The sequence below is a fragment of the Ruegeria sp. R14_0 genome, from assembly GCF_017743975.1.
In the GTDB taxonomy this organism is placed as follows: Bacteria; Pseudomonadota; Alphaproteobacteria; order Rhodobacterales; family Rhodobacteraceae; genus Ruegeria.
In genome coordinates this window covers 1-15831 of record NZ_JAGHRC010000008.1, presented here as the reverse complement: position 1 = coordinate 15831, position 15831 = coordinate 1, and the positions used below count along the sequence as shown (strand labels likewise).

16 protein-coding genes are annotated in these 15831 nt (G+C 61.5%); 14 read left to right on the top strand and 2 right to left on the bottom strand.

What is annotated here, in order from left to right; translation table 11 throughout:
• Positions 1 to 22: 22 nt before the first annotated feature.
• The 7 genes from J7416_RS18500 to J7416_RS18470 all read left to right on the top strand — a co-directional run bounded on the left by J7416_RS18500 (position 23) and on the right by J7416_RS18470 (position 7367).
• Positions 23 to 1261, top strand: coding sequence for an ABC transporter substrate-binding protein (locus J7416_RS18500; protein WP_342344582.1), 1239 nt, complete (start codon positions 23 to 25; stop codon positions 1259 to 1261).
• Positions 1262 to 1356: 95 nt separating this feature from the next.
• Positions 1357 to 2607, top strand: a complete 1251-nt coding sequence (locus J7416_RS18495; RefSeq protein ID WP_209227040.1) for an ABC transporter substrate-binding protein — start codon at positions 1357 to 1359, stop codon at positions 2605 to 2607.
• 90 nt (positions 2608 to 2697) lie between these two features.
• On the top strand, positions 2698 to 3474 hold the full coding sequence (locus J7416_RS18490; RefSeq protein WP_009803600.1) for an enoyl-CoA hydratase-related protein: 777 nt from the start codon (positions 2698 to 2700) through the stop codon (positions 3472 to 3474).
• 12 nt (positions 3475 to 3486) lie between these two features.
• A complete protein-coding gene (locus J7416_RS18485) occupies positions 3487 to 4269 on the top strand; it encodes an enoyl-CoA hydratase-related protein (RefSeq protein WP_009803599.1) in 783 nt (260 codons plus the stop codon).
• A 42-nt stretch (positions 4270 to 4311) separates the two neighbouring features.
• On the top strand, positions 4312 to 5070 hold the full coding sequence (locus J7416_RS18480; RefSeq protein ID WP_009803598.1) for an electron transfer flavoprotein subunit beta/FixA family protein: 759 nt from the start codon (positions 4312 to 4314) through the stop codon (positions 5068 to 5070).
• On the top strand, positions 5070 to 5996 hold the full coding sequence (locus J7416_RS18475) for an FAD-binding protein (protein ID WP_009803597.1): 927 nt from the start codon (positions 5070 to 5072) through the stop codon (positions 5994 to 5996). Before J7416_RS18480 ends, J7416_RS18475 begins: the two co-directional genes overlap by 1 nt.
• A 213-nt stretch (positions 5997 to 6209) precedes the next feature.
• A complete protein-coding gene (locus J7416_RS18470; protein WP_009803596.1) occupies positions 6210 to 7367 on the top strand; it encodes an acyl-CoA dehydrogenase family protein in 1158 nt (385 codons plus the stop codon).
• A 21-nt stretch (positions 7368 to 7388) separates the two neighbouring features.
• On the opposite strand, the gene J7416_RS18465 is transcribed toward J7416_RS18470, so the two are convergent.
• On the bottom strand, positions 7389 to 8555 hold the full coding sequence (locus J7416_RS18465; RefSeq protein ID WP_009803595.1) for a CoA transferase: 1167 nt from the start codon (positions 8553 to 8555) through the stop codon (positions 7389 to 7391).
• Positions 8556 to 8573: 18 nt separating this feature from the next.
• A complete protein-coding gene (locus J7416_RS18460) occupies positions 8574 to 9719 on the bottom strand; it encodes a CaiB/BaiF CoA-transferase family protein (protein ID WP_209226921.1) in 1146 nt (381 codons plus the stop codon).
• A 104-nt stretch (positions 9720 to 9823) separates the two neighbouring features.
• On the opposite strand from J7416_RS18460, the gene J7416_RS18455 reads away from it, so the two are divergent.
• From J7416_RS18455 to J7416_RS18425, 7 genes are all read left to right on the top strand, one after another.
• Entirely contained in the window at positions 9824 to 10201 is a 378-nt protein-coding gene (locus J7416_RS18455) for an OB-fold domain-containing protein (protein WP_040608770.1), read from the top strand.
• A gap of 3 nt (positions 10202 to 10204) precedes the next feature.
• Positions 10205 to 11356 (top strand): acetyl-CoA acetyltransferase, encoded by a 1152-nt coding sequence (locus J7416_RS18450; RefSeq protein ID WP_209226920.1) that lies wholly within the window; start codon positions 10205 to 10207, stop codon positions 11354 to 11356.
• Between the two features lie 23 nt (positions 11357 to 11379).
• Positions 11380 to 12237, top strand: coding sequence for a MaoC/PaaZ C-terminal domain-containing protein (locus J7416_RS18445; RefSeq protein ID WP_193371876.1), 858 nt, complete (start codon positions 11380 to 11382; stop codon positions 12235 to 12237).
• A 10-nt stretch (positions 12238 to 12247) separates the two neighbouring features.
• Complete coding sequence (locus J7416_RS18440; protein WP_209226919.1) at positions 12248 to 13384, top strand: CaiB/BaiF CoA-transferase family protein; 1137 nt, start codon at positions 12248 to 12250, stop codon at positions 13382 to 13384.
• Positions 13385 to 13448: 64 nt separating this feature from the next.
• Positions 13449 to 14168, top strand: coding sequence for a transglutaminase family protein (locus tag J7416_RS18435; RefSeq protein WP_209226917.1), 720 nt, complete (start codon positions 13449 to 13451; stop codon positions 14166 to 14168).
• The gene (locus J7416_RS18430; RefSeq protein ID WP_209226916.1) at positions 14165 to 14614 is read left to right on the top strand and encodes a MaoC family dehydratase; all 450 of its coding nucleotides are present in this window, start codon (positions 14165 to 14167) and stop codon (positions 14612 to 14614) included. Before J7416_RS18435 ends, J7416_RS18430 begins: the two co-directional genes overlap by 4 nt.
• On the top strand, positions 14601 to 15728 hold the full coding sequence (locus J7416_RS18425; RefSeq protein ID WP_244867371.1) for an acyl-CoA dehydrogenase family protein: 1128 nt from the start codon (positions 14601 to 14603) through the stop codon (positions 15726 to 15728). Before J7416_RS18430 ends, J7416_RS18425 begins: the two co-directional genes overlap by 14 nt.
• The last annotated feature ends 103 nt before the right edge of the window (positions 15729 to 15831 follow it).

The following is a 15831-nucleotide window of genomic DNA, read 5'->3' as shown; positions in this document are numbered from 1 at the left end:
AAGACTGTTCAGGGAGGACATGATGAAGACACTTACAAAGGCGTTAGCCGCCATATCGCTGATGACCGGCATGGCAGCCGGAACGCAGGGCCAGACCGAACCATTCAAGGTCGGCGTCTGCTACGACCTCAGCAAGGCCTATACCTTTGCCACACCACAAGTGGCCCAGGCGGCGCAGGATCTGGCGAAGCTGATCAACATGAAGGGCGGGATTGGCGGCGAGCCGGTCGAAGTCATCGTGCGCGACCACGGCAACGAGCCGCAGCGCGGGATCGAGTGCTACTCCAAGCTCAGCCGCGAGGGCGTCTTTGTCTTTGACACGCTGTCCACGCCTGTGTCCCTAGCAGTGCTGCCGCGGGCTATGGAAGATGGGAACATTCTGATGCAGTCGCTCGTGGGCCGCGGCGATGCCGTGGACGGCACGGTGTTTGACTGGGTCTATCCGATTGGACCGACTTACTGGGGGCAGGCCGCCAACGACGTTGCCTATATCAAGCAATTGCATGACGGCGATATGTCGGATGTGAAGGTGGGCTTTGTCTATTTCGATTACCCGTTCGGGCAGGAGCCTATCGAGATCCTGGAAACCTTGTCCGAAAAAGAGGGTTTCGAGCTTCAACTCTATCCCGTGCCGCTTCCGGGCAATGATCAGGCCGGTGTGTGGTCCAAGGTGCGCCGCGAAAAGCCTGACCACGTGATCGTCTGGATGCTGGGAGGCGCGCATGTGGTCGCCTCGAAAGAGATGAAGAGAAATGGCATCCCGATGGAGAAGTACATATCGGTCAACTGGCTGAACGAGGTGGACATTGCCAATATCGGCAACGAAGCAGCCATCGGTATCAAGCGCGGCACCAATGTCGTGGGTGGACAGAATGTTGCCCTGTACCAGGAAATCATGACCGAGCTCTATGATAAGGGACAAGGTTCCGGCCCGCTGGAGAAGACGCAGGACGTTTTCTACAACACCGGACTGGCCATGTATTCGATCATGTTTGAGGCCGCGCGCAAAGCGGTCGAAAACGAAGGTCTTCCGATCACCGCGAAGTCTTACAAGGCGGGGCTGGAAGCGCTTGACGGCTATGACGCGAACGGGCTGATGGCACCGATCACGGTGACCGCCGACGATCATGGCGGTGGCGGCAAAACGCGTATCGAGATGTGGGATGGCGAGGCCTGGGTGCCGCAAACCGACTGGATCGCGGAATACACCGATGTCGTATGGGAAGTGGTGAAGGAAAGCTCTTCGAAATACGAACAATAAAAAGCGACCGAAAGATGGGCAACTGCCGTGAACGGCTGCGGCGCGCCCGGAACAGAATCAAGCCGGTAGACCATCATCCATGGGAGGAAAACATGGTGAACCTTACAAAGCAACTCAAGACTGTGGCTCTTGCCGCAGCGTTGGCAACAGGTGGGACGCTTGCGTCCGCGCAAGACAAGGAACCGATCCGGTTCGGGCTGTGCTTCGACCTCAGTAAATCGTATACCTTCATCTCGCCACAAGTGGCCCAGGCCGCGCAGGATCTGGCGATGTACACCAACGACAACGGTGGCATCGAAGGGCATCCGGTGGAAATAATCGTGCGCGATCACGGCAACGAACCCCAGCGTGGCGTTGAATGTTATGAGCAACTCAAGCGCGACGGTGTCTTCATCTTCAATTTCCTGTCCACCCCGGTCACGAACGCTGTTTTGCCGCGTGCGATGAAAGACGGCAACGTTCTGATGCAATCCTTCGTTGGCCGCGGCGATGCCGTGGATGGCGAAGTGTTCGAATGGGTTTTCCCGGTCGGTCCGACGTACTGGCAGCAGGCGGCAAATGACGTTGCCTTCATCAAGGGCCAGATGGACGGTGATCTGTCCAACGCGAAGATTGGCTTTATCTATCTGGATTACCCCTTCGGTCAGGAACCGATCGAGATCCTGAAAACACTTTCCGATAAGGAAGGGTTTGAACTTGAGCTTTATCCCGTGCCGCTTCCCGGGTCGGATCAGGCCGGTGCCTGGAGCAATATCCGCCGTGACAAGCCAGACTATGTGATCAGCTGGCTTCTGGCGGGCGGGCATGTCGTCGCTTCGAAAGAAATGCGCCGCAACCGTTTCCCGATTGATCGTTATCTGTCGGTAAACTGGCTGAACGAAGTGGATATCGCCAACATCGGCGCACAAGAGGCGAAGGGCATCCTGCGCGGAACCAACGTGGCCGGTGGTCAGGAAGTTCCGATCGTGAAGACGATGCTGGACACCTACTATGCCAATGGCAAGGGCAGCGGGCCCGAAGAACTGGTCCGTGACGTTTACTACAACACTGGCATGGCGATTTACTCGGCCGGTTTTGAGGCTGCACGTATCGCAATTTCCGAAAACGGCTGGCCGATCACGCCGGAGAGCATGAAGGCGGCCTATGAATCGATCGAGAACTTCGACGCCAATGGCCTGATGGCTCCGGTTACAGTGACCGACAAAGACCACGGTGGCGGCGGCAAGACGCGCGTCGAACAATGGAATGGCGAAACCTGGGTTCCGCTGACCGACTGGAGCGCCGATTATCTCGACGTTGTGTGGGAAGTCATCAAGCACAGCTCGGCGACGTTCACCACCGAATAAGTCGGCCGAACAAGCATGAACTTCCCCGCGGCAAACCTGTCGCGGGGAAGCTTCGCCCCAAGTTTATCCAAAGAATACGAGGCAGGCATCATGAGCCCCATTGACGTGAACATCGCGGACGGTATCGCGACCGTCTCAATCAACCGGCCCGAGCGCAAGAATGCGCTTTCCGTGGCCGCGACAAACGGGTTGACCGATGCCTGGGAACAGATCGAAGCGGATGACAACGTGCGCGTGGCAATTCTAACCTCTGCCGATTGCGGGGTTTTCAGCGCGGGGCTGGATCTGAAGGAAGCCACGCAGATCAAACGCGACGAGGGTGTCGATATCCTGTCCAAGATGCGTGATCCGTTTCACGAGACCATGCGCGCCTGCAAGAAGCCGATCATCGCGGCGATGACGGGGTCGCTGATGGCGGGTGGCATGATGCTGACGCTGAATTGCGATCTCCGGGTCGGTCTCAAGGGGACCAAGGTCGGCATCACCGAGGTGAAGATCGGTCGTGGATCGCCTTGGGCGTCGCCGGCGCTGTCGATGTTGCCGCAGCCCATCTTGATGGAAATTGTTCTGACCGGCGACCTGATGCCGATCGAACGTTTGCACGATTACGGGTTCACCAACTACCTCGAAGAGACGCCCGATGCCGTTCGCTCACGCGCGCTCGAACTGGCCAGACGCATCGCCAGCGCGGCGCCGCTTTCGGTGATTGCGGCGAAAGGCAGCGTTCGCGCAACCATGGATCTGGGCTGTGCGGGTGGCCTTGAGGAAGGCAAGCGCCTGCACGAGGTGGTCTATGCCAGCAATGATGCCATTGAAGGCCCCAAGGCCTTTGCCGAAAAGCGCAGGCCGGTCTGGACCGGAACCTGAAGGAGACATACCATGAGCGACTTGATGCGATTGGACAGGGAAGGCCCCATCGGCGTCCTGCGCTTTCTTCAGCCAGCAAAGCGCAACCCCTACAGCATCGCCTTCGTCGATGAACTGGTGACCCACCTGCGCAAAGCGGAACGCGACGATACGATCCGTGCCGTTGTCATGACCGGTGGCGACCATTTCAGCAGCGGCGGCGATCTCGTCGGGTTTCAAACTGAGATCGCCAAAGGCGCGCGCGCGACATCGGAAATGGTGGACAAGGTCCACGATGGCGGGCGCGCGGCCTATCTGTTTCGCAAACCGCTGATTTCCGCCGTGTGCGGCGTCGCCTTCGGTGCGGGCCTCAGCCTGGCCCTGTCGGCGGATATTGTCGTGGCGGCAGAAGATGCCCGGCTGTGCGAGGTCTTTGCCCGCGTTGGCGGCTGTCCCGACACCGGGTCGAGCTGGCTTTTGCAGCAACGTGCCGGCGCGGGTGTGGCGCGGATGCTTGTTCTTACCGGGCGCGAGATCGACGGGCGGACCGCCCAGGAACTGCGCATCGTCGAAGACTGCGTTCCGGCCGACCAGGTCGAGACCCGCGCGCTGGAAATCGCGCGCGAGATTACCCAGCATCCGATGTTCGGTGTTCAGACCGCCAAGCGTGTGATGCGCGCCGCCGCGGAATGCAGTTATCTTGAGGCACTGGACATCGAGCGTGATTGCCAAAGCGTCCTGTTGTGCGCGCACGACTTTCCGGAGGCCATGAAAGCGTTCTCGGAAAAACGAAAGCCGGAATTCCAAGACCGCTGAACCGGTCGAAACCAAACCAGAAAATCAAGGAGATCCACGCCAATGAAGGTACTCGTGCCTGTGAAACGCGTGATCGACTACAACGTGAAGGTCCGCGTCAAGGCGGATGGCAACGGTGTCGATCTCGCTAACGTTAAGATGTCGATGAACCCGTTCGACGAAATCGCCGTCGAAGAGGCCATCCGCCTGAAGGAGGCCGGGAACGCCGAAGAGGTGGTCGTCGTCTCCATCGGTGTGAAGCAGGCGCAGGAAACCCTGCGGACCGCGCTCGCCATGGGTGCAGACCGCGCCATCCTGGTTGTCGCCGCCGATGACGTGCACACCGACATCGAACCGCTGGCCGTCGCCAAGATCCTCAAGGGTGTCATCGACGAGGAGGCCCCGGGCCTCGTCATCGCGGGCAAACAGGCGATCGACAACGACATGAACGCCACCGGCCAGATGCTGGCGGCCCTGCTCGGCTGGTCCCAGGCAACCTTTGCCAACGAGCTGGACATCGACGGCGACAGCGCCGTCGTGAAGCGTGAAGTCGACGGCGGTCTGCAGACCATCAAGGTCAAGATGCCCGCCATCGTCACCGCCGACCTGCGTCTGAACGAACCGCGCTATGCCTCGCTGCCCAATATCATGAAGGCGAAGAAAAAGCCGCTGGATGAGAAATCGGCCGACGACTACGGCGTCGACGTTTCGCCGCGACTGGAGATCGTGAAGACCTCCGAGCCCGAAGCGCGCAAAGCCGGTGAGATGGTGCCCGATGTGGATACCCTCGTGGCGAAACTCAAAGAGAAGGGGATTATGTAATGGCCGTTCTTCTGCTTGCCGAAGTCAACAACGGCGAACTGGCGCTGGACGCCACCGCCAAGGCTGTCTCTGCCTCCAAGGCTCTGGGCGATGTGACCGTCCTGGCCGTTGGCGCCTCCGCCAAGGCCGCAGGCGACACTGCCGCCAAGATCGACGGCGTCGCATCGGTTCTGGTCGCCGAGGATGCGCTTTACGGTCACCGCCTGGCGGAGCCTGTGTCGGCGCTGATCGTTTCCCTCGCGAGGGATTATTCGCACATCGTGGCCCCCGCCACGACGGATGCGAAGAACATCATGCCGCGTGTTGCTGCCCTGCTGGACAGCATGATCCTGACCGACGTGACCGGAGTGGTCGACGCCGATACCTTCGAGCGCCCGATCTACGCCGGCAACGCCATCCAGACTGTAAAGTCGAAGGATGAAAAGAAGGTTATCACCTTCCGGACCTCCACCTTCGACGCGGCCGGTGACGGCGGCTCCGCTTCTGTCGCGGATGCGGCCACGGCCGAGGATCCGGGCCTTTCGGAATGGGTCGAGGACGCGATGGCCGAGTCGGACCGCCCGGAACTGACCTCCGCCAAGGTGGTTGTCTCCGGTGGCCGCGGTGTCGGCTCCAAGGACGACTTCGCGATCATCGAGGGCCTCGCCGACAAGCTGGGCGCCGCCGTTGGCGCGTCCCGTGCAGCCGTCGACTCGGGCTATGCCCCGAACGACTGGCAGGTCGGCCAGACCGGCAAGGTTGTCGCGCCCGAGCTCTACATCGCCGTCGGCATCTCCGGCGCGATCCAGCACCTGGCAGGCATGAAGGACAGCAAGGTCATCGTCGCGATCAACAAGGACGAGGAGGCCCCGATCTTCCAGGTCGCCGACTACGGACTGGTCGCGGATCTTTTCACCGCCGTCCCCGAGTTCGTCGAGAAGCTCTGAGGCGCGGCACACGGTGCTTCACGGAAAGGCCCGCCAGACCGGCGGGCCTTTTTTTGCGTGTGGCGAGTGGAAGGCGGGCCCAACGGAACCACCCGGAGACGCGTGGTGCAAGAGCCGGTGACGCTTCGTCATCAGCTGCTCAGGATCGTTGTCAAGAAACGGAACGCTCGTTAGATTCCTCCAAATGAAAGCTTGGCTCGATAGGTAAGAAACATGTCTCTGATCAAGAACTCGCCTGGTTGGGCGGCGGATGAACACAAGATATTTGCGGATAGCACGCGCAAGCTTTTTGATGCCGAAATGGCCCCGAATATCGAAAAATGGGCCGAGCAGGGGATCGTGGACCGCGAGTTCTGGAAGTCCGCCGGACAGCAGGGCATCATGGGGGGCTCGATCGCCGAAGACTATGGCGGGTTCGGCGGCGGTATCGGGTTCGATGCGATTACCGTTTACGAACAAGGGCGTACCGGAGACATGGGGTGGGGCTATGGCATCCAGTCCATCGTGATCCATTACATCGACGCCTATGGCAGCGAAGAGCAGAAGAAAAAGTGGCTGCCGAAGCTGGTCAGCGGCGACCGTGTCGCGGCCATCGCGATGACCGAGCCGGGAACCGGCTCTGACCTTCAGAACGTCCAGACCCATGCGGAGAAGGACGGCAACCATTACAGGATCAACGGGTCGAAGAACTTCATTACCAATGGGCACACCGCCGATCTGGTGATCGTCGTGGCAAAAACCGACCGGGGCGCCGGCGCCAAGGGTGTTTCGCTGATCGTTCTGGAAACCGAAGATGCCGAGGGCTTTCGCCGGGGGCGCAACCTGAAGAAACTGGGCATGAAGGGGTCGGACACGGCGGAGCTGTTCTTCGAGGACGTGCGCGTGCCGACGGCGAACCTGCTCGGCCCGGAAGAGGGGCAGGGGTTTTATCAGCTGATGAAGCAACTGCCATGGGAGCGGCTGATGATCGGCATCACCGCGCTAGGCTTCATCGACTTTGCCATCGCCGAAACCGTGAAATACGTGCAGGACCGCAAGGCGTTCGGCAGCCGGATCATGGATTTCCAGAACACAAGGTTCAAGCTGGCGGAATGCAAGACCAAGGCCGAATTGCTGCGCAGTTTCGTCAATGACGGGATCGCACGGCTGGAAGCGGGCGAGCTTGATGCGGCCACGGCCTCGATGGCAAAGTGGTGGGGCAGCCAGACGCAGAACGAGGTCATGCATGAATGTCTGCAACTGCATGGCGGCTATGGCTTCATGATGGAATATCCGATCGCGCGGCTTTATGCCGACAGCCGTGTTCAGATGATCTATGGCGGCACGAACGAGATCATGAAGGAACTGATCGCACGTTCGATGGATGTGTGATCGACCCGGTGCCGGGTGGGGTTATTCCCCGCCCGGTCCGAAGATCTCTTCGTCGTGCTCTCCCAGTCCGGGGGCAGGGCGGTGGTCATGCCGCGCCGGTGTTGCCGAGAACCGGATCGGCGGGCGTGTTGTCCAGATGGCGCCTTCGCTCGGGTGATCGATCTGCTGAAAGAACCCGGTCGCGGCAAGATGGGGGTCGCTGGGCAAATCCGACAGGTTGTTCACTGGCATGGCGGGGATGTCGGCCTGCTCCATCAGGGCAAGCCAGTCATCCGTTGTCCGGGTCAGGGCAATCTGCGCCACCATATCGTATACCGCGCCGATGTTGCGGCTGCGCGCATCCATGTCGGTGACCCAGATGTGGTCAATCATGTCGTCGCGCCCGACCGCCATGAAGAACCGCGCCCACTGGACGTTGGTGTAGGGCAGAATCGTGATGTAGCCGTCCGCCGTCTGAACCGGGCGCCTGTGCGGAACCAGCATCCTTGCATAGCCGAAATCCCGCGGGGTTTCTTCGAAAGTGGCGCCGTCCAGATGCTCGACCATCAGAAAGGAGGCCAGCGTTTCGAACATCGGAACCTCGACATGCTGGGCTTCGCCCGTGCGCTCGCGGTGGAAAAGGGCCGCCATGACGGCGTAGGCAGCTGTCACGCCGCCGAGCTTGTCGGCGAGGATCGTCGGGGCATAGGCGGGCGGAGCCTCGGGGTCACGCAATGTTGCTAGGCCGGCCAGACCCGAAACCGACTGGACGGAATCGTCAAAGGCGGGCTTGGCGGCATAGGGTCCGTCCTGCCCGAAGCCGGTGGCCGAGACCGTGATCAGCTTTGGGTTCTCGTGACGCAGGGTTTCGGGATCAAGCGAAAGGCGCGCAAGTGCGGCGGGCCGGATGCTTGAAATCATCACATCGGCATCCGAGAGAAGCTTGCGCAGCCGGTCGCGGCCGGTTTGCGTTTTCAGGTCGAGCACAACACTGCGCTTGTTGCGGTTGGTGCCCAGGAAGGCCGCGCCCATCAGCTTGCTGCGGGAGGGCTGGACCTGGCGAAGAAGATCGCCCTCAGGGCCTTCGACCTTGATCACATCGGCCCCCAGATCGCCCAGCATTTGCGTGGCCAAAGGTCCGAAGACCACCGAAGTCAGATCGACGACCTTCACGCCGTCAAGGATCGCGGGCTTTTTTGCTGCGGTCATTAATTTCCGTAACCTTTGTTATGAACGCGGCCCGAATTCGGCGCGCAGAGCTTTGCCTTCCGCATCAAAGGCAGGGCAGGGGCCAAGCGTCGCCTCACCGCCGCTGCGCCGGATCGGGGGCGTCGGGACATTGATTTCGCCAGAGGGCGTGGCAATGGCGGACCTGTCAAGCTGCGGGTGCGCGGACAGGGTCGCCACGTCGTTCACGGCACCGGAGGCAATGCCCGCAGCATCGAGCCGTTTCAGCATTCCGGCACGCTCATGCGCGGCGAACTCCGCCTTGATCAGCGCCTCCAGCGCGGGCTTGTTGTTCAGGCGCGATGTGTTGTCATGAAATCGCGGGTCCGATGCCAGTGTTGCGTCGCCCAGTATGTGTTCGCAAAACCGCTGCCATTCGCCGCTGTGCTGCACGGCAACGACGACCAGCTCACCGTCCTTGCACGGGTAGGCCCCGTAGGGGCAGATAACCGTGTGGTTCAGCCCGACACGTGGCGTCTCCTTGCCAAGGTAATCGTGATAGAGCAGCGGAACCGACATCCAGTCGGCCATCACGTCGAACATGGCCACCGAAACGCCGCTGCCCCTGCCGGTGCGGTCGCGCCCGACGAGCGCTTCGCAGATCCCGGCATGGGCTGCCATGCCGGTTGCGATGTCACAGACCGACACGCCAACCCGCCCCGGTCCGTCTGGCGTGCCCGTCACCGATGCCAGACCGCTTTCGCATTGCACCAGAAGGTCGTAGGCCTTGGCATTGCGCATCGGGCCGTCTTCGCCGTATCCGGTGATGTCGCAGGTCACCAGGCGCGGGAACCTTTCTCGCAGGGTCGCGGAGTCGAGCCCGAGCTTGGCCAGCGCGCCCGGCAGCAGGTTCTGAATAAACACATCCGCGTTTTTGAGCATCCTGAGCAAGACTTCCCGGTCCTCGTCCGCCTTGATATCCAGCGCGACCGATTCTTTTCCCCGGTTCAGCCATGTGAAATAGGCGCTTTCGCCATTGGCGGCGGTATCGTAGGCGCGCGCGAAATCCCCCGTGCCCTTGCGTTCGATTTTAATCACACGCGCGCCGGCATCGGCCAGCCGCGAAGAGCAAAAGGGTGCCGCCACCGCCTGTTCGAGCGTGACGACGAGCTTGCCGGAAAGGGGGGTTAAGTCTGAACCTGACATGAGTTTCTCGCAGATGATCCTGGGCGCTTGACTAAATCTAACAAATGTTAGAAATATTGGCAACACGCTTGACCAGTGACTGAGACATTTTGAGGAGAACGCCGGTGCCGGATGCCACAGGACCAGACCAGATATTCCAGAACGCGCTGGCAATGGGAGAGATCGTGCTGCCCAGATGCGATGATTGCGGGGCCTATCACTTCTTTCCCAGAATCCTGTGCCCGCATTGCCATGGCACCGCGATTTCGTGGTCGCAGGCCAGCGGCAAGGGCCGGGTTCATACCACCACGGTCGTGCGCCGCAAACCCGAGCGCGGCGGCGACTATAATATTTGCATGGTCGAGCTGGAGGAAGGTGTCCGGATGATGAGCCGGGTCGAGGGCATCGCCCCGGGTGATGTCACCATCGACATGGCCGTGACCGCTTTCGTGGGCGAGGCCGAGGGCGCCCCCGCCGTACTTTTCAAGCCGTCGGAGGGATAAGCCATGACCACTGAACTTCGGGGAAAATCCGCCATTGTGGGCACCGGCCACGCAGGGTTTGGCGAGGCGCATGGGCTGACCGCCTATGATGTCATGGCGCAATCCGCGCTTGCGGCACTTGGCGATGCGGGGCTGAAGCTGTCAGATGTGGATGGTCTGTTCTGCACCATGATGGAAGACAGCATGCCGGCGCTGATGGCGGCTGAATATCTGGGTATTCAGCCCCGGTTCATCGACGGCACCATGACGGGCGGATCGTCCTTCGTGAATTACCTGACCTCCGCCACCATGGCGCTGGAGGCAGGTTTGTGTGACGTGGCGCTGATCGTTTATGGCTCCAACCAGCGCACGGCGTCGGGCAGGCTGGTGACGGCCTCGCGTCCGCCCGCCTATGAGGCGCCATATAATCCGCGCTATCCGATTTCCGCCTATGCGATGGCGGCGGCACGGCACATGCATGAATATGGCACCACCCGTGAAAATCTGGCCGATGTGGCGGTGGCCGCGCGAGCCTGGGCGCAGGCCAACCCCGAGGCGTTCGAGCGCGGCCCGCTCAGCCGCGAGGACGTGCTGGGCGCGCGCATGGTGGGTGATCCGCTGACTGTGCGCGATTGCTGTCTGGTCACCGATGGCGGCGGGGCGATCGTAATGGTGCGCGCCGAGCGCGCACGCGACTTCCCCAAGGCGCCAGTTTACGTCCTGGGCAGCGCGGCGGAAAGCTCGCACCGGCAAATCTCGCAGATGAAGGATTTCACCGTGACGGCCGCCCGCGAATCCGGCGTACGCGCCTTTGCCGCGGCGGGCGTGTCGTCTTCGGACATTCAGGCGGTCGAGCTTTACGATGCGTTTACCATCAACACGATCCTGTTTCTGGAAGATCTCGGCTTTTGCGCCAAGGGCGAGGGCGGGGCCTTTGTCGGGGACGGGCGTATCGCGCCGGGCGGGGCCTTGCCGGTGAACACCAACGGCGGGGGCCTGTCCTGTGTGCACCCCGGCATGTACGGCATCTTTACCGTGATCGAGGCCGCGCGTCAGATTCGGGGCGACGCGCCGGGCATTCAGTTGAACGATATCGACCTGGCGCTGGCGCATGGCAACGGCGGTGTGCTGTCCAGCCAGGTCACGGCCATTCTGGGGTCGCAAAACACGCTCTGACGGCAACTAAGGGAGGAAAGTAAATGCCATTGGATTTCGATGCACTATCGAACTGGGATTTTGAGGAAGTCGAACAGACGCTGACCGAGCGGGATACAATCCTTTATGCGCTCGGCCTTGGGTTCGGCGAAGATCCGGCCGACAAAAAGGAACTGGCCTATGTCTATGAGGACGGGCTCAAGGCCGTTCCCTCGATGGCTGTCGTCATGGGGTATCCGGGCTTCTGGCTGCGCGATCCCAAGACGGGCGTGAACTGGCAGAAAGTGCTGCACGGCGAACAGTGGCTAGATATCTACAAGCCGCTGCCGACCCATGGCCGGATTGTCGGCCGCAGCAAGATCGACTTCATCTCGGACAAGGGCGAGGGCAAGGGCGCCGTCATCTACCAGAGCCGCGATATCGTCGACGCGGACACCGGCGACAAGTTGGCGCGCGTGGCGATGTCGGCCTTCTGCCGCGGCGATGGCGGCTTTGGCGGCGACAACAGGCCCGGCCCGGCTCCGGCGGCGCTGCCTGATCGCGCGCCCGATCATGTCTGCGACATCGACACCCTGCCGCGCCAGGCGCTGATTTATCGTCTCAGCGGTGACTATAACCCGCTTCATGCCGATCCGGATGTCGCCCGCTCGGTCGGGTTCGATCGCCCGATCCTGCATGGTCTGGCGACCTATGGGCTGGCGGCGCGGGCGATCCTCAAGACGCTGCTCGACTATGATGCCGCCCGGCTTGTCGGTCTGGATGTCCGGTTCTCGGCACCGGTCTATCCCGGCGAAACCGTGCGGTTCGAAATTTGGGAAGAGAACGGCGAGGCCCGGTTCCGCGCGTCGATCCCGACCCGCGATGTGGTGGTTCTGAACAACGGCGCGGCACGCTTCGCCTGAGGTAGTGAAGATGGCTCAACCGCTCAAGGATATCCTGGTGCTGGATTTCAGCACCCTTCTTCCCGGTCCGATGGCCACGCTCATACTGTCAGAGGCTGGGGCCGAGGTGATCAAGTTCGAGCGCCCGGGCACGGGCGAGGACGCCCGCCTGACCGCGCCGAAAATTGACGGTGAGAGCATTGGCTTCTCCGTTCTGAATCACGGCAAGCGGTCGGTGGCGATCGACCTCAAGTCAAAGGGCGCAATAGAAGTTCTGCGTCCTTTGCTTGAAAAGGCCGATGTTCTGGTAGAGCAGTTTCGCCCCGGTGTGATGGACAGGCTCGGGCTGGGATACGACACCGTCCGCGAGATCAATCCGGGCCTCATCTACTGCTCGATTACCGGTTACGGACAGACCGGACCGAAGGCCAGCGCCGCCGGTCATGACCTCAACTACGTGGGCGATGCGGGTATCCTGTCACTGAGCCGGGGCCCGGACGAACAGCCGACTATGCCATACGGTCTGATCGCCGACATCGGGGGCGGCACCTATCCAGCGGTCGTCAACATCCTGCTGGCGCTGATGGCGCGGCAACAGAGCGGAAAGGGGACGCATCTGGATATCGCCATGTCCGAAGGGGCGTTTGCCTTTGCTTATTGGGCGCATGCGGAAGGTGTGATCGCGGGGCAAGAGATCGAAAACGCCTCTGGCCGTTTGACCGGCGGGCTGGCCCGTTATCGGCTCTATACCGCTGCGGATGGGCGCCAGATTGCGGTTGGTGCGTTGGAAGAAAAGTTCTGGCAATCGTTCTGCGATGTTATTGGCCTGCCGCAGGATCTTCGCGATGACTGGTCCGACCCCGATGCCAGCGCCGCCGAAGTCGCGCGCCTTTTGGGCGAGCAACCCTCGACCCATTGGGGGCCTTTGCTGGCGGCGGCCGATTGTTGTTGTTCCGTCGTGAAAACGCCCGCAGAGGCGTCGACCGAGGCGCATTTCACCGCGCGCGGCGCATTCGGACGGACCCTGAACATATCCGGACAGGAGGCGCCCGCATTGCCGCTGCCAATCGCGCCGGCATTCCGCGCTCCGGCGAGTTCGGCGGGGCGTGCGGCCGTCCTTGGCGAAGACAACGCGCGTTACGGGCTGGACGAGCCTGAGACAGAGTAAACCCGGTTGACGCGCTGGTTGAGACTCACTATTCTAACAGGTGTTAGAAAAACGGAGATGCACGATGGTCAAGCCCAATGACGACCTGCCGACAGAAGCCGAACGCTATGTCATGCCATCGCATTATGTCGAAAGCGACAGCCTGGAAGTGCAGGGGTTTGTGACAACGGCCTTGCGCGATCTCTCGCCGGATGCGTCCAAGCGGGACAAGGCGATCCGCCTGTTCGAAGCGGTCCGCGATGACATCCGGTATGATCCATACACATTCGCGCTGGATGAAGACTCCTACCGTGCAAGCCATATTGCCGGGGCAGAGGCGGCTTTTTGCGTTCCCAAGGCGATCTTGCTTGCCGCCTGTCTGCGTGCCGTCGGCATTCCCGCCGCATTGGGGTTTGCGGATGTGCGCAACCACCTGAACACACCCAAGCTGCAGGAGCTGATGGGCACCGATCTTTTCATCTATCACGGCTACGTTCAGTTGTGGCTGGATGGAGAGCCTTACAAGGTCACGCCTGCCTTCAACATGGATCTGTGCGAAAGGTTCGGGGTCAAGCCTCTGGTCTTTGACGGCTATCACGACGCCCTGTTTCATGAATTCGACGAACAGGACCAGCGCCACATGGAATATGTGAACGACCGGGGGCTCTATTTCGATGCGCCGATTGAGGAGTTCCTGAACGCCTTCAGCGCAACCTACCCGAAACTGGAAGAGTTCAACCGCATTCGGATTTCCAGGGATGCGAACGGGTACGATGCCGGATTCGCGAAGGAGGGTTCCTCTTGAGGTATCTGGAGGATTTCTCGCCGGGCCAGGTCTATCGCTTCCGAACCGCCCCGTTGAGCGCGGATTCAATAAAGGCATTCGCCACGGAATGGGACCCGCAGCGGCTGCACATCGACGAAGATTATGCGACCAGCATCCATGGCAGCCTGATCGCCTCGGGGTTTCAGACGATGCTAGAGGTGTTCAGGCCGGTCATGGCCGAGATGATGGTCGATGTTGCCAATATCGGCGGTCTGGGCTTTGACAATCTGCGCTGGTTGCGGCCCGTGCGCCCGGATGAACCCCTTGATGTTGAGATGACGGTCAACTCGGTGACGCCGTCCAAAAGCAAGCCCGACAGGGGTGTCTTGCACTATACGCTCAGCGCCAAGAATCCGATCGGCGAGGTGGTTTTTTCAACCGATACCCCCGTGATGATCCAGCGAAAACAAAATGACACAGACTGACATGCAATCCAGCGAACAAGAAGAAGACCTTCGCCTGCTGCGTGAAAGCGCGCGCACGCTGTTTGACCGAGCGGGCGGAAGTGGACGGGCGCGAAAACTCCGCGATGCCGGGGGCGAATTTGACCCGGATATGATCCGGGAACTGGCCGAAGCCGGTGTTTTCGGCGTGGCGGTGCCCGAAGACCAGGGGGGGCTTGGCATGGGCCTCGCCGCCGGCGGCGTCATCGCCGAGGAAGCCGGCCGCGTAATCGCACCGGAACCGGTGGTGGCGACGATCGGTCTGGGTCTCGGGCTTCTGCACCGCCTTTGCCCGGACCATCCGAAGTTGGCCCAGCTCATCGGCGGCGAGGCTTCGCTGGCGGTTGCCTGGCAGGAACGTGGCCCGGGCGGCGCGCCCGCCCAAGCGACCTGCCGATACGCGGAGGGCAAGCTGACAGGTGGCAAGGCCTGGGTGGTCGGCGCGGCGGGATCGCAGGGTTTCCTTGTTGTGGCCGAAGGTGACGATGGCCCGGTCCTGGTTCTGGCCGAGGTCGGTGCGGCCGGGCTTGTCACGAACACGCGGGCGCAGGCCGACGGCAGTTCCCTGGGCGAGCTTTCGTTCTCGGCAACCCCGGCCGAGGAACTGGCCAGCGGCGCCGCGGTTCGGAATGCTCTGGCCGAGGCTGTGGCCGATGCCACGGCGCTTGCCGCGGCAGAGCTTGTCGGCCTGTGCCAACGCGCCTTCGAGATTACCCTCGACTACATCAAGACGCGCGAGCAGTTCGACAAGCCGATCGGGTCGTTCCAGGTCATCCAGCACCGTGCCGTCGATCTTAACGTGATGTGCGAGGTCGCCCAGGCCGGAGTGCGCGAAGTTCTGGCGCGGATGGACGGTGAAACAGACGCAAATACCCGGTCAAGGCTGGCCAGCCGGGCCAAGGCGCGGGCCGTCACCGCCGCAAGGAAAGTCACCCGCGACGCCATCCAGCTGCACGGGGCAGTCGGCTACACCGACGAGTTCGATATCGGGCTTTACATGAACCGGGCGCTGGTGCTGTCGGCCTGGCTGGGCGACGACGCCTATCACCGCCGGGCCTGGTTCGACGCGCGCGAAGAAGAGGGGGCCGCACAATGACCGACTGGAACGCAATGAGCGATGCGGAGTTCCGCAAGGAAGTGCGCGGTTTTTTTGAGGCCGAGTACCCCGAGGAGCTGCGCCACCTGCCGCACCGACCCAA

Excerpts from the sequence above, each read along its gene's own strand:
- J7416_RS18460 (WP_209226921.1), bottom strand. The coding sequence starts at position 9,719 with ATGTCAGGTTCAGACTTAACCCCCCTTTCCGGCAAGCTCGTCGTCACG.
- J7416_RS18445 (WP_193371876.1), top strand. The coding sequence starts at position 11,380 with ATGCCATTGGATTTCGATGCACTATCGAACTGGGATTTTGAGGAAGTC.
- J7416_RS18490 (WP_009803600.1), top strand. The coding sequence starts at position 2,698 with ATGAGCCCCATTGACGTGAACATCGCGGACGGTATCGCGACCGTCTCA.
- J7416_RS18485 (WP_009803599.1), top strand. The coding sequence starts at position 3,487 with ATGAGCGACTTGATGCGATTGGACAGGGAAGGCCCCATCGGCGTCCTG.
- J7416_RS18475 (WP_009803597.1), top strand. The coding sequence starts at position 5,070 with ATGGCCGTTCTTCTGCTTGCCGAAGTCAACAACGGCGAACTGGCGCTG.
- J7416_RS18450 (WP_209226920.1), top strand. The coding sequence starts at position 10,205 with ATGACCACTGAACTTCGGGGAAAATCCGCCATTGTGGGCACCGGCCAC.
- J7416_RS18480 (WP_009803598.1), top strand. The coding sequence starts at position 4,312 with ATGAAGGTACTCGTGCCTGTGAAACGCGTGATCGACTACAACGTGAAG.
- J7416_RS18440 (WP_209226919.1), top strand. The coding sequence starts at position 12,248 with ATGGCTCAACCGCTCAAGGATATCCTGGTGCTGGATTTCAGCACCCTT.
- J7416_RS18465 (WP_009803595.1), bottom strand. The coding sequence starts at position 8,555 with ATGACCGCAGCAAAAAAGCCCGCGATCCTTGACGGCGTGAAGGTCGTC.
- J7416_RS18500 (WP_342344582.1), top strand. The coding sequence starts at position 23 with ATGAAGACACTTACAAAGGCGTTAGCCGCCATATCGCTGATGACCGGC.
- J7416_RS18435 (WP_209226917.1), top strand. The coding sequence starts at position 13,449 with ATGGTCAAGCCCAATGACGACCTGCCGACAGAAGCCGAACGCTATGTC.
- J7416_RS18470 (WP_009803596.1), top strand. The coding sequence starts at position 6,210 with ATGTCTCTGATCAAGAACTCGCCTGGTTGGGCGGCGGATGAACACAAG.
- J7416_RS18425 (WP_244867371.1), top strand. The coding sequence starts at position 14,601 with ATGACACAGACTGACATGCAATCCAGCGAACAAGAAGAAGACCTTCGC.